This is a genomic window from Enterococcus faecalis, from assembly GCF_029024925.1.
Classification (GTDB): domain Bacteria; phylum Bacillota; class Bacilli; order Lactobacillales; family Enterococcaceae; genus Enterococcus; species Enterococcus faecalis.
The window spans coordinates 743,724-756,712 of sequence record NZ_CP118962.1; the positions used below are offsets into that span (position 1 = coordinate 743,724).

Consider the following 12,989-nt stretch of genomic DNA (forward strand, 5'->3'; position numbering starts at 1 on the left):
TACCTAAAAATAAGGCACAAGTAAAATGGTTCCGTTGGTTTTTCCAAAAAATTAATAACAATTTAATAAGAAAGAACCGACAGAACCAGTTATTCGGCTATTTTTTTAAAATTTTCTTAGGTAATCACCAAACCAAGGGCACTTGCCAAATAAATGGCTTGTTCAGGGGTGACTTTAAGACCTGATAAATAGTTTGGTGAGAAAGTCAAGCGTTCAAAGGTGTTTTGGGAAAAATCCAATCCTTTTAAAGAAGTATTTAGCCAATTACTTTCGGTTAAATCGCAAGCTTCTAGCAGGAGTTTCTTCCAGGTGACCTCGAAAAATTCACTTTCGACTAAACGAGTCTGATTAAAGTGAACAAGATTAAAATTTGCAAAACGAAAAGAAGCATAATCGGCTTTGCAATCTTCAAATAGACAATCTTTTAAATAGCTATCTGCAAAATTCGTTCCTGTCAAATTGCAACGAAGGAAAGTCACTCGATGAAAACTGCCAGACAGCCATTCGACGTTAGAAAAATCGCAAGCTTCAAAACGCACATTACTACAATCAAAAGAAGCAAACTGGCCATTTGCTAATGAAAGATGATCGAAAACAGCATCCCGAAAGACTAAGTTACGAACTTCTTGATTCGATAAATCAATCTGCTGATACAAATGATTTTCTAAGATTGCCTCATCTTCTAATTGACAGTTCGCTAATAGAGGAAGTTGTTCTGGCAGATTTGGTGGCAAGGGATAAGTTATTTTCATAAAACGCCTCTTTCTTCTTGTTGATTTTCAAAGGTTTCATCAATTGAGTAGGCCCGATTATAGAAACGTAGCGCAGTTGTGAAAACATAAGCGCCGGCAAAACCAAGTAAACTACCTAACACAATCCCGACTAATCGATAGTTTAAAAGATTACTAATGACTTGCTGTCGTGCAAGATTTGATAATAATAAGGACATCGGGGTAATAAAAAAGCTGGCAATCGCATAGTTTCTGTTAATGAATCCTTCAAAAGCTGCATATAGAATACTAATGATACCGATTGTTTGTAAAGGTGTAAAGGGAATCATTAATAAAATTGCAGAAAGCAACAAACCAAGACTCGTACCTAGAATCCGTTGCACATTTCGCTGCATCACAGAATGTAAATTTTCCCCTTGTAAAATGGCTGCGCAAGTAAACGTCATCCAATAAGCGTTGACTAAATGAAGCGATTGACTTAAATAAGCCGCTAAAAATAAAATGGCCGCATAATGCAAAGCATCTAATAAAGAAGCGGGATCGATATAAAGTCGTTCTTGAAGAGACATCCGTTTTTGAAAAACGTAGGGGCGCTTGTCGATGAAATGAAGCACAATGCCCATGATAATGCCGGTCACTACTCCTAAAAGAACAAAACTGGCCATGATAGGAATCTTATGTAAAGGAAAATTGTTGCTTGTTCCCATTGCGGTTGACATGATAACTAACAAAGCACCAGGCTTCTCAATGCCATACAATCTAAAAAGTAAGCGTGCAAGAAAAGCGACGATGGCAATTGTAATGGGAATCAACCAAGGTACATGGTGACTTAGCATTCCTAAGCTGTTGCCCAGAACAATAAAAAAGCCAACAATATTCAGTCTGCGCAATAATTGGGGCAAAGGAAGCGGCTGATAATAAATAAACGTATAAATGCCCATCGAGCCAAAGGTCCCAATGAGTAAATTATTGGAAAAATAACCAATTAATAATGGAATTGCCATACAAATTGCGACACCAACTAACCGAAATAATTCGTCATTTGCTTTATCAATAGCAAACAAATCCTTTAAAAACGTAGAATTTTTCATATTTTGTCACTCCTTTACTTCCTAATTTACCATAATGTTTAGAAAACTGACAAAAGAATTGCAATAAAAGACAGGAAGAAAAAGAGTGGTTTCTGATAGGAAGAGAAGAAAAATTAAAAAAAGTTAACATTTTGACTTGCAATTTTAATATGAAAAATGTAAGATATATTCCATAGCAATAAATAATTATTAAATTCTGATTTTTCAGAAAATACAGATTGTATTATTTTAAGGAGGCAACACTATGAAATTGAAAAAGTCATTAACATTCGGTGTGATTACATTATTTAGCGTAACAACTTTAGCGGCTTGTGGAGGCGGCGGAACGTCAGATAGCTCAAGCGCGTCTGGTGGCGGTAAGGCAAGTGGCGAACAAGTTTTACGTGTCACAGAACAACAAGAAATGCCAACAGCTGATTTATCACTAGCAACAGACAGAATTAGTTTTATTGCATTAAATAATGTATATGAAGGAATTTATCGTTTAGACAAAGATAACAAAGTCCAACCTGCAGGTGCAGCGGAAAAAGCAGAAGTTTCTGAAGATGGACTAACATACAAAATTAAATTAAATAAAGATGCAAAATGGTCAGACGGTAAACCAGTGACTGCTAATGACTATGTTTACGGATGGCAACGAACAGTTGATCCAGCGACAGCTTCTGAATATGCTTATCTGTATGCCTCTGTAAAAAATGGTGATGCCATTGCTAAAGGGGAAAAAGATAAATCAGAATTAGGAATTAAAGCAGTCAGTGATACAGAATTAGAAATCACTTTAGAAAAAGCAACACCATACTTTGATTACTTATTAGCTTTCCCATCGTTCTTCCCACAACGTCAAGATATTGTGGAAAAATATGGTAAAAATTATGCATCAAACAGCGAAAGTGCTGTCTACAATGGTCCATTCGTCTTAGACGGCTTTGATGGTCCTGGTACAGATACAAAATGGTCATTCAAGAAAAACGATCAATATTGGGATAAAGACACAGTGAAACTGGACTCAGTAGATGTGAATGTCGTGAAAGAATCACCAACCGCGTTGAACTTGTTCCAAGATGGACAAACAGACGATGTCGTTCTTTCTGGTGAATTAGCCCAACAAATGGCCAATGACCCAGCTTTTGTTAGTCAAAAAGAAGCATCAACACAATATATGGAACTAAATCAACGTGATGAAAAATCACCATTTAGAAATGCGAACTTACGTAAAGCAATTTCTTACTCAATCGACCGTAAAGCGTTAGTTGAATCCATCTTAGGGGATGGTTCTATCGAGCCAAACGGTTTAGTACCAGCAGATATGGCAAAAGACCCAAGTGGCGGCAAAGACTTTGCTAAAGAAGCAGGTAGTCAAATTGAATATGATACGAAAAAAGCTAAAGAATACTGGGAAAAAGCGAAAAAAGAATTGGGGATTTCAACCTTAACAATGGATATTCTTTCTTCAGATGCAGATTCTTCTAAGAAAACAGTTGAATTTGTTCAAGGGTCAATTCAAGATGCTTTAGATGGTGTGAAGGTAACGGTTAGTCCGGTTCCATTCTCTGTTCGTTTAGATCGTTCAAACAAAGGCGACTTTGATGCAGTAATCGGTGGTTGGAGTGCTGACTATGCTGATCCAAGTAGTTTCTTAGACTTATTTGCTTCAGATAACTCATATAACCGTGGACGTTATAACAATCCAGAGTTTGACAAGTTCGTGAAAGCTGCAAGTAGTGCAGATGCGACAGATCCTGAAAAACGTTGGGATGATATGTTAAATGCAGAGAAAACGATTATGGGAGACATGGGTGTGGTACCATTATTCCAAAAATCAGAAGCGCATTTACGTGCTGAAAAAGTCAAAGATGTCGCAGTTCATCCTGCTGGCGCAACGTATGACTACAAATGGGCATACATTTCAGAATAACCTGACAAAAGATCGATAGCAAACAAAAAAGGACCTTTGCCATGGAATAAAAGGCAACGGTCCTCTTGCTATCTTGTCTTAGACCAAGTAAAATAGTAGAAAGCCTAAAGACAGAATCAGTAAGATGCCCCCAGTTTTTAGCCAGAAAGAGCGATGTGCATCGCCAATGACTGAAAGCGGGATAAACTCTTTCGGTTCATTTTTCTTTTTAAAACGAAACGCGTTTTTCATTGAGCGCTGAAAGTTATCGAAAAAGCCAGAGGACATAATCCATAAAGCAATGCCGATAATTAAAAAGAAAAGCGAAACGATAAAGAAGGTATCTGATAATGAGGAGGTAGTGATAGGTTCTTTACTTATTAATAAGTAAAGAAAAATGCCGATACTGGAAATAACGGCTGTAATAATTGGCCATTTAAAAGTTTTCATGTGTTCACCCTATCTATTATTGTGGTCTATCTAGTCATTACTTTAACGAAAATAACTGAGGAAGTCAAAAAAATCTCGGAGGTGTCATTATTGAATAGTTTTGGAAAATATTTTCTTAAACGGATCTTTTTCATGATTATCACTTTGTGGTTAATCGCAACGATTACGTTTTTCTTAATGCAATTATTACCAGGTACGCCTTATACCAACCAAGAAAAACTTAGTCCAGAAACAATCGCTATGTTGAATAAACAATCTGGCTTAGATAAACCAGTGATTGTTCAATACGGAATTTACTTAAAGAACCTGGTTACAGGGAACTTTGGTATTTCATTCCAATTTAAAAACCAACCTGTTGCTAAGTTATTAGCTGGTCGAATTGGACCATCCCTTCAACTGGGAGGACAAGCGATTATCTTTGGTACGTTAGTCGGTATTTTATTGGGGATTATCGCAGCGATGCGTCAAAATACTTGGGTAGATACGTTGGCAACATTGTTAGCCATTTTAGGTCGTTCTATTCCAAACTTTGTTTTCGCGGTATTATTACAATACATTTTTGCAATGAAATTAAGAATCTTACCAATTGCTATGTGGAATGGTTTTGCATACACAATCTTGCCAACTATTGCCTTGGCAATGAGTCCAATGGCCGATTCGGCTAGGTTTATTCGAACCGAGATGGTAGAGGTCTTGCATAGTGATTATGTCGAATTAGCCAAAGCAAAAGGCTTGAGTCGCTGGCAAGTTGCATTCCGCCACGGGTTAAGAAACAGTTTAATTCCATTGATTACCTTATTAGGACCTTTAGCCGTTGGTTTAATGACAGGTTCTTTAGTAGTAGAAAATATTTTTGCCATCCCTGGAATTGGGGAACAGTTTGTAAAATCAATTATGACAAACGACTATCCAACAATTATGGCAGTAACTATTTTGTATTCAACAATGTTAGTTGTTGTAATTCTGATTGTTGACTTACTTTATGGTTTAATTGATCCAAGAATTCGCGTATCAGGAGGTGCAAAAGGCTAATGGAAACAGTCAATAAAAATAATCTACCACAAGCGATTAAAGATATTCCGGCAGATGAGTTTCAGCCTCTAAACACTTCAACTCTAAAAGAAAGAGAGCGTATTGCCACACCGTCTTTAAGTTTCTTACAAGACTCATGGCGTCGTTTGAAAAAGAATAAAGCTGCAGTTATCTCAATGAGTTTCTTAGCAGTTATTATCTTTATCTCTATTATTACCATTTGGGTTTCACCACATAACCCAACGAAACAAAATGTTTCTTACATTAACTTACCACCACGAATTCCTGGCTTGGAAAGCGTGAATGGTTTAAATGGTAAAACAACAGTTGCTGGTCAATTAGTTGATAAATATGCACAAGCAAACGTTCCAGATAACGTAAACTTTTATCTAGGAACAGATGGTTTAGGTCGTGATGTCCTAAGTCGTTTATTTATGGGAACACGTATTTCCTTATTAATTGCGTTTATCGCGGCGATTCTAGATATTACGATTGGGGTAACGTATGGACTGATTTCCGGATTAGTCGGCGGTCGTGTCGATACAGTAATGCAACGTATTTTAGAAGTTCTTTCTGGTATTCCTAACTTAGTTGTTATGATCTTGATGCTAACAGTCTTTGATCCAGGGATTGTTTCGATTGTTTTGGCCATGGTTATTACAAACTGGATATCAATGGCCAGGATTGTGCGAGCCCAGACCATGAAACTAAAAGACCAAGAGTTTGTCATGGCAGCAGAAACATTGGGCGAATCTCGTTGGAAAATTGCTATTAAACATATTTTACCGAATATCTCAAGTGTTATTATTGTCCAAATGATGTTCAGTATCCCATCGGCAATTTTCTTTGAAGCGTTCCTAAGTTTTATTGGGTTAGGCTTACGTCCACCAACCGCATCTTTAGGAACCTTGTTAAACGAAGGATACAAAACTTTCCGTTTCCTTCCATATTTAATGTGGATTCCAGCGGCAACACTTTCAGTTATCATGATTTGTTTCAACTTGTTAGCTGATGGTTTACGTGACGCATTTGATCCTAAGATGAAAGAGTAAGAGTGGTGAATGACTATGGAAAAAGTATTAGAAGTTAAAGACTTAAGAATCTCCTTTGATACGTTTGCAGGTAAAGTCAACGCCATTCGTGGTGTGAGTTTTGATCTTTATAAAGGTGAAACGTTAGCCATCGTAGGTGAATCAGGGAGTGGTAAATCTGTTACAACTCGCAGTATTATGCGTTTGTTGAGCAGTAATGCCAATATTGATAACGGGGAAATTTTGTTTAAAGGGCAAGATATTGTTCATAAAACAGAAAAACAAATGCAAGCCATTCGTGGTAAAGAAATCGCAATGATTTTCCAAGATCCGATGACTTCATTAGACCCAACGATGCCAATTGGCAAACAAGTGGCGGAATCATTAATCAAACATAATAAAGTCTCAAAAAAAGAAGGCTTAGCGCAAGCATTAGAATTACTAAAATTAGTGGGCATTCCTAATGCTGAAAAACGTTTGAAAAACTATCCGCACCAATTTTCTGGTGGGCAACGTCAACGGATTGTCATTGCAATTGCTTTAATTTGTTATCCCGAAGTTCTAATTGCAGATGAACCAACTACAGCGTTGGATGTAACCATCCAAGCACAAATTTTAGAGTTATTAAAAGATTTACAAGAAAAAATTAGCACTTCGATTATTTTCATTACCCATGATTTAGGGGTAGTAGCGAACGTGGCTGACCGTGTCGCTGTCATGTACGGTGGACGTCTGGTTGAAGTGGGAACAGCAGAAGAAATTTTCTATAATCCACAACATCCATATACTTGGGGACTTTTAGGGTCAATGCCAACGATGGAAGGAACAGAAGACAAACTTTATGCGATTCCAGGTTCACCTCCAGATTTATTAGATCCACCAACTGGAGATGCCTTCTATCCACGGAATGAGTTTGCTTTAAAAATTGATACAGAAAAAGAACCACCTTATTTTGAAGTATCACCGACACACAAAGCAGCAACGTGGTTATTAGCACCACAAGCACCAAAAGTTACGCCTCCAGCAGAGATTGTTCGTCGTTGGGCAATTTATGCAGAGCGTCAAAAAAATCCAGGAGGTAGTAATTAATGGCAGAAGAGAAAAAAGTCCTATTAGAAGTCACTGGTTTGAAACAGTATTTCAATGTTGGTCGTAAAGACGAAGTAAAAGCCATTGATGACATTAGTTTTCATATTTTTGAAGGCGAAACCTTTGGATTAGTTGGCGAATCAGGAAGTGGAAAATCAACAACTGGTCGCAGTGTCATTCGTTTATATGATCCAACTGCTGGTGAAATTCTTTTCGATGGAAAAGACATTAGCAAAATTAAATCAAAAGCGGACATGCAAGCATTCCGTCGCGATGTTCAAATGATCTTCCAAGATCCATATGCTTCATTGAATCCAAGAATGAAAGTCAATGATATTATTGCTGAAGGAATCGATGTCAATGGATTAGCTAAAACACCAAAAGAGCGGGAAGAAAAAGTCAATGAACTTTTAAAAACGGTGGGATTAAATCCAAGTCACAGTACGCGTTATCCTCATGAGTTTTCTGGTGGGCAACGTCAACGGATCGGGATTGCTCGTGCTTTAGCGGTTAATCCACGTTTCATTATCTGTGATGAGCCAATTTCGGCTTTGGATGTGTCGATTCAAGCCCAAGTAGTAAACTTATTACAAGATTTACAAAAAGAACAAGGCTTAACTTACTTGTTTATCGCACATGACTTATCGATGGTAAAACATATCAGTGACCGAATTGGCGTAATGCACAGTGGGAAATTATTGGAAATGGGCACAAGTGATGATGTCTATAATTTCGGCGTTCATCCTTATACAGAAAGTTTACTTTCTGCGATTCCATTACCAGATCCAGACTATGAACGCACACGTAAACGGATCGTTTACCAGCCTGCAGCGGCAGATGGAAAAGATCGTGAGCTCCGTGAAATTCTCAATGGACACTATGTTTATTGTGCTGAAGACGAAGTTGCAATGTACCGTGAAAAAATTGAAGAGAAGAAAAGAAAAGCTGGTTTATAACCAGCTTCTTTTCTAACTATCTTGGTAGGGTGGTTATGAGATGAAGGCTCTGAAAGCTTATAAATACAGACTTTATCCAACCTCAAAACAAGAACAGTTTATTCAAAAAACATTTTCTTGTGTTCGCTTGGTGTATAATTTAATGTTACAAGACCGGATTGATATCTACAAAGAGATGCGAAAAAATCCTCAACAAACGTTTAAAATGCCAACGCCAGCTAAATATAAGAAACAATACCCTGTCCTCAGAGAAGTTGATAGTTTAGCCTTGGCAAATGCACAAGTTTATTTGGATCGAGCCTTTAAAAATTTTTATCGGGAAAAAGGGATGGGCTTTCCAAAAAAGAAAAAGAAAGAAACGGTGCATTCCTACACTACGAACAATCAACATGGCACGGTCAAAATTTTGGATAATCGTTATTTGAAAGTACCTAAATTGAAATCTTTAATTAAAATGAAGGTACACCGCCAACCGCTGGGGGAGATAAAATCTGTAACTATTTCTATGAGTGCGAGTCACAATTATTATGTTTCCATTTTGTGTGAAGCGCCGATTGAAACGAAAACAAAGCAACAAAAAATGGTGGGAATTTGTAGCAGTAGGGAAAAATTTGCGCTGCTTTCGAATGGTGAAAGCTTCGAAAAAAGCTATTGTTCAAAGCATTTAAAGCAAAAACTACGTCAAGAAGAACGAAAATTAAACAAGCGTAAAATGATTGCTTTGGAAAAAGGTGTCGATCTTTCACAAGCAAAAAATTATCAAAAACAAAAAATAAAAGTCGCAAAAATTCGCGAAAAAATAGCCAACCAACGAACGGATATTTTAAACAAAATTACAACGGAATTGGTTTCAAGTTACGATGTTATTTGTATTGAAAAAGCCCATCACAGTAATGAGCGGCCGCCAAAACATGATCGTTCTGAACTGGCTTGGTCTTTATTTTTAGCTAAACTGTTGTATAAAGCACAATGGTATGGCAAAGAACTCATTTGTATTGAGTCAGAGGAGATAGAAACAGAGTTGTCTTTTTCTGAAAGTACAGAAAATTCAGAGTATCTTAGAAGCCAAAAAATCTTAGAACGTGGCTTGTCTAAACGAGAAACCTTATAAATAGAAGAACTGTAGGGACTACAGGGATCGCCTAGGGGATAGAAAATGTACACCATGTGTTGAACCATTTGTTTCTAGGAAGTCACATTGGGACAGTCCACTAATTATTAATGATCAAAATACGAGTTCAAACGAATCTAGTGCTAGATTCGTTTTTTTTGAGGAAATATATTGACAACTAGGATAAACTAAGGTAAACTAGTGAAGTTGAGAAATGAAAGCAGAAGCACCCGCTTCTCGCCTTAGTTGAGTATATCGCTGGGCTAGATAAAGTATTCCTTATTTTTTTAAGTAAGGCAGACTGTTGGCGGGTTCTGGATAGGAACCTGTTTTTTTATTGCATTTAGCAAACAAAGCAGACTTCCGTTAGGATTTTCTCTTAAAAATTTTGGAGGTGAATGACCATAGCAAAGGATATGATGGTTAACGACGGCATTCGTGCACGCGAGTTACGTTTGATCGGACAAGATGGTGAACAATTAGGTGTAAAAACCAAAGCAGAAGCATTACAAATCGCTGAATCTGCAAACTTGGATTTAGTACTTGTAGCGCCAGGAGCGAAACCACCAGTTGCGCGAATTATGGATTATGGAAAATTCCGTTTCGAACAACAAAAGAAAGAGCGTGAAGCTCGCAAGAAACAAAAAGTGATCAACGTCAAAGAAGTTCGTTTAAGTCCAACAATTGACGTAAATGACTTCAATACAAAACTTCGTAATGCGCGTAAGTTCTTAGAAAAAGGAGACAAAGTGAAAGCTTCTATCCGTTTCAAAGGCCGTGCCATTACCCATAAAGAGATTGGTCAGAAAGTTCTTGATCGCTTAGCTGAAGAAACTGCGGACATCGCCACAGTGGAACAAAAAGCGAAAATGGACGGACGCAGCATGTTTCTAACGCTGGCACCGAAAAACGACAAGTAAACGAAGAGACCGAGCATTCGGACTTTTGGTAATTTCTACAAGAAGGATATTCGACAGTTGTGACTGTTAGAGTCTTTCACTTGAAGCAAAGATTTTGAGGAGGAAAATTAGTCATGCCAAAACAAAAAACACACCGCGGATTAGCAAAACGTGTAAAACGTACTGGTGGAGGCGGCTTAAAACGTGGCCGTGCCTTTACATCTCACCGTTTCCACGGTAAAACTAAAAAACAACGCCGTCAATTGCGTAAAGCAAGCATGGTTGCAAAAGGCGATTACAAACGTATCCGCCAACAATTAGCAAGAATGAAATAAAACAACTCGGTGACTTTTAGATTACCGTCAAGAGAAACAAGATATTAGGAGGAATTCAACATGGCACGTGTTAAAGGTGGAACAGTAACCCGTAAACGTCGTAAAAAAGTCCTTAAGTTAGCGAAAGGCTACTACGGATCAAAACATACTTTATTTAAATCAGCAAAAGAACAAGTAATGAACTCTTATTACTATGCATTCAGAGACCGTCGTCAAAAGAAACGTGACTTCCGTAAATTATGGATTGCACGTATCAACGCGGCAGCTCGCATGAATGGCTTAAGCTATTCTAAATTAATGCACGGTTTGAAATTGGCAGAGATTGATATCAACCGCAAAATGTTAGCTGACTTAGCCGTTAACGATGCAGCAGCATTTACAGCGTTAGCTGAACAAGCAAAAGACGCTTTAAGCAAATAAGCTTAAATAATCTTTCACACCCTACTCCTTGAGTAGGGTGCTTTTTTTAATAACTCCGTTGGTAACTTTCATCTATAAATGAAAAAATTTGTGAGAGCGGAATTTCTTCAGAAAGACTTAACCAATGCTCTTTATTCATATGATAGGCAGGAAAATAGCCAGGTTGGTTCTTTAATAAGGCAATCAATTCAGGCGCAAGTTTAACGGTCAAAATAGTGAGCTGCTTATTCTCGGTAGCGCCGAGCAGTTGTGCATCCAGTGGCATAATTAAAGCAAACCATTTCGCATTTCTAGGATGACGAAAGACGAGATAGTCTGGATGTTTTTTAAAAGGAAAATCGGGCGTTATCTGATAACGTTCTTGGATATAGGCGCTAATAGTTTCTTGAAAAGTCATAGGTTTCTTCCTTTCGTTAAGGCTAGGCATATCTATTTACATCATAGCAAAAATTACATAAAATTACTTGGTTCAAAGGAATGGGAGGAGGGAGCAGATGACATTAATTTCAACAATTTTAGTAACCTTGGTGGCTGTAGAATTTTTCTACATTATGTATTTAGAAACGATTGTACCAACATCTGAGTCAACAAGCCGTGTTTTTAAGATGGATAAGCAAGAGTTACAAAGAAAATCAGTGACTACATTGTTTAAAAATCAAGGAATCTATAATGGACTAATCGGTGCAGGACTTATTTATAGTGTCTATTTTGCGCAAGCAACGATGGAGATGACAAAATTTTTATTGATTTATATTATTTTAGTGGCGGCGTACGGTAGCTTAACTAGTGATAAAAAAATCATTTTAACACAAGGCGGTTTAGCTATCGTGGCTTTGCTTAGTTTACTCGTTTAGCCATCAGAGTTAATAGAGAGAGACAGTCAAATCGACAGAAAAAACACGGTTGATTTGACTATTTTTTATGGAATTGAGAGAGACAAAATGTGGTATACTTTGTTTATTAGATAGGGAGGAATTAAAAATGCTGAACCAAAAAGAAGTAAAAAAAAACGATTATCCTCAATTAATTTCTCTATGGCGTTCTTCAGTAGAAGCTACCCATTTGTTTTTGAGTCAGGCAGATATTGATAAAATCGAAGTGGTTTTACCTGATTATTTTCAACAAGTTCAATTAAGTATGTGGTTAAATGAAGAACAGAAATGTGTGGGCTTTAGTGGAACAAATCAACAAACGTTGGAAATGTTATTTATTGACCCAGTCTATTTTCGTAAAGGCTATGGTGGAGAAATTATCAAAAAGTTAATAGAGCAAGAATCAATTATCTTTGTTGATGCCAATAAACAAAATGAAGGGGCTGTGAAGTTCTATCAATCTCAAGGGTTTCAAGTAATTGGTGAATCAAAGGAAGATCCTCAAGGAAATCCGTTTCCTATTTTACATATGAAACGGATATAGAAAAGAGGGAAGAAATCATGCGGGTAATCGTTACTGAATACCAACCAGCCTGGGTGGAACAGTTTGAAGAAGAAGCCCAAGCGTTGAAACAGATTCTAAAGGAAAATTGTCTTAAAGTTGAACATATCGGTAGCACATCTGTGCCTAATTTAGCAGCCAAACCAATTATTGATTTTTTGGTCATTGTTGAAGAAATTGAAAAAGTAGACCTGTTACAAGGGGAATTTGAAAGAATCGGTTATGAATATATGGGGGAATTTGGGCTATCAGGACGTCGTTATTTACGAAAAGGCCCGATAAAAAGAACACATCATGTGCATATTTATCAGTTTGACAATACGCAAGAAATTTTGCGCCATCTTGCTTTTCGAAATTATTTACGAGAAAATCCGGCAATTGCTACAACCTATGGTACATTAAAAAAGCAATTGGCCCAAGCACACCCCGATAGCATTGATAAATATATGGATGGCAAAGATGCGTTCATTAAGAAAATAGAAAAAGAAGCGTTGAAGAAATATTGGGAAAAATAAA

The 12,989-nt window shown here is 37.3% G+C and carries 16 protein-coding genes and 1 other annotated feature; of the genes, 12 read left to right on the top strand and 4 right to left on the bottom strand.

Annotated elements, in window-relative coordinates:
- Nucleotides 1–116 precede the first annotated feature (116 nt).
- Both PYW42_RS03650 and PYW42_RS03655 read right to left on the bottom strand, forming a co-directional pair.
- The gene (locus PYW42_RS03650) at nt 117–752 is read right to left on the bottom strand and encodes a pentapeptide repeat-containing protein (RefSeq protein WP_002409313.1); all 636 of its coding nucleotides are present in this window, start codon (nt 750–752) and stop codon (nt 117–119) included.
- On the bottom strand, nt 749–1,822 hold the full coding sequence (locus PYW42_RS03655; RefSeq protein ID WP_002355782.1) for an FUSC family protein: 1,074 nt from the start codon (nt 1,820–1,822) through the stop codon (nt 749–751). Before PYW42_RS03655 ends, PYW42_RS03650 begins: the two co-directional genes overlap by 4 nt.
- Nucleotides 1,823–2,066: 244 nt before the next feature.
- Here PYW42_RS03655 and opp1A point away from each other — a divergent pair, with 244 nt between their 5' ends.
- Complete coding sequence (opp1A, locus tag PYW42_RS03660) at nt 2,067–3,737, top strand: oligopeptide ABC transporter substrate-binding protein Opp1A (RefSeq protein ID WP_002381303.1); 1,671 nt, start codon at nt 2,067–2,069, stop codon at nt 3,735–3,737.
- 78 nt (nt 3,738–3,815) lie between these two features.
- On the opposite strand, the gene PYW42_RS03665 is transcribed toward opp1A, so the two are convergent.
- A complete protein-coding gene (locus tag PYW42_RS03665; protein ID WP_002355784.1) occupies nt 3,816–4,166 on the bottom strand; it encodes a DUF3899 domain-containing protein in 351 nt (116 codons plus the stop codon).
- Nucleotides 4,167–4,256: 90 nt separating this feature from the next.
- Here PYW42_RS03665 and opp1B point away from each other — a divergent pair, with 90 nt between their 5' ends.
- The 8 genes from opp1B (at nt 4,257) to rplT (ending at nt 11,039) form a co-directional block, all read left to right on the top strand.
- Nucleotides 4,257–5,198 (top strand): oligopeptide ABC transporter permease Opp1B, encoded by a 942-nt coding sequence (gene opp1B / locus PYW42_RS03670; RefSeq protein ID WP_002388864.1) that lies wholly within the window; start codon nt 4,257–4,259, stop codon nt 5,196–5,198.
- Nucleotides 5,198–6,250, top strand: coding sequence for an oligopeptide ABC transporter permease Opp1C (gene opp1C / locus PYW42_RS03675; RefSeq protein ID WP_002355787.1), 1,053 nt, complete (start codon nt 5,198–5,200; stop codon nt 6,248–6,250). The genes opp1B and opp1C overlap by 1 nt, the downstream gene beginning before the upstream one ends.
- 9 nt (nt 6,251–6,259) lie before the next feature.
- On the top strand, nt 6,260–7,318 hold the full coding sequence (opp1D, locus tag PYW42_RS03680; protein WP_002355794.1) for an oligopeptide ABC transporter ATP-binding protein Opp1D: 1,059 nt from the start codon (nt 6,260–6,262) through the stop codon (nt 7,316–7,318).
- Nucleotides 7,318–8,274, top strand: coding sequence for an oligopeptide ABC transporter ATP-binding protein Opp1F (opp1F, locus tag PYW42_RS03685; RefSeq protein ID WP_002361357.1), 957 nt, complete (start codon nt 7,318–7,320; stop codon nt 8,272–8,274). The genes opp1D and opp1F overlap by 1 nt, the downstream gene beginning before the upstream one ends.
- 40 nt (nt 8,275–8,314) lie before the next feature.
- Complete coding sequence (locus PYW42_RS03690) at nt 8,315–9,385, top strand: RNA-guided endonuclease TnpB family protein (protein WP_002388929.1); 1,071 nt, start codon at nt 8,315–8,317, stop codon at nt 9,383–9,385.
- Nucleotides 9,386–9,597: 212 nt separating this feature from the next.
- Nucleotides 9,598–9,729, top strand: a sequence feature (ribosomal protein L20 leader region).
- 54 nt (nt 9,730–9,783) lie between these two features.
- Nucleotides 9,784–10,305, top strand: a complete 522-nt coding sequence (infC, locus tag PYW42_RS03695) for a translation initiation factor IF-3 (protein ID WP_002355797.1) — start codon at nt 9,784–9,786, stop codon at nt 10,303–10,305.
- 113 nt (nt 10,306–10,418) lie between these two features.
- Nucleotides 10,419–10,619, top strand: a complete 201-nt coding sequence (gene rpmI, locus PYW42_RS03700) for a 50S ribosomal protein L35 (protein WP_002355798.1) — start codon at nt 10,419–10,421, stop codon at nt 10,617–10,619.
- 60 nt (nt 10,620–10,679) lie between these two features.
- Nucleotides 10,680–11,039 carry a 50S ribosomal protein L20 gene (gene rplT / locus PYW42_RS03705; RefSeq protein WP_002355799.1) on the top strand — a complete coding sequence of 120 codons (360 nt, stop codon included), beginning with the start codon at nt 10,680–10,682 and terminating at the stop codon, nt 11,037–11,039.
- A gap of 46 nt (nt 11,040–11,085) precedes the next feature.
- On the opposite strand, the gene PYW42_RS03710 is transcribed toward rplT, so the two are convergent.
- On the bottom strand, nt 11,086–11,466 hold the full coding sequence (locus tag PYW42_RS03710; protein ID WP_002409311.1) for an MmcQ/YjbR family DNA-binding protein: 381 nt from the start codon (nt 11,464–11,466) through the stop codon (nt 11,086–11,088).
- Between the two features lie 67 nt (nt 11,467–11,533).
- Between PYW42_RS03710 and PYW42_RS03715 the strand changes: the two genes are divergently transcribed.
- The 3 genes from PYW42_RS03715 to PYW42_RS03725 all read left to right on the top strand — a co-directional run bounded on the left by PYW42_RS03715 (nt 11,534) and on the right by PYW42_RS03725 (nt 12,988).
- Entirely contained in the window at nt 11,534–11,893 is a 360-nt protein-coding gene (locus PYW42_RS03715) for a DUF1304 domain-containing protein (protein ID WP_002388939.1), read from the top strand.
- 67 nt (nt 11,894–11,960) lie between these two features.
- Nucleotides 11,961–12,455, top strand: coding sequence for a GNAT family N-acetyltransferase (locus PYW42_RS03720; RefSeq protein ID WP_002364710.1), 495 nt, complete (start codon nt 11,961–11,963; stop codon nt 12,453–12,455).
- A 17-nt stretch (nt 12,456–12,472) separates the two neighbouring features.
- Complete coding sequence (locus tag PYW42_RS03725; RefSeq protein ID WP_002361365.1) at nt 12,473–12,988, top strand: GrpB family protein; 516 nt, start codon at nt 12,473–12,475, stop codon at nt 12,986–12,988.
- The last annotated feature ends 1 nt before the right edge of the window (nt 12,989 follow it).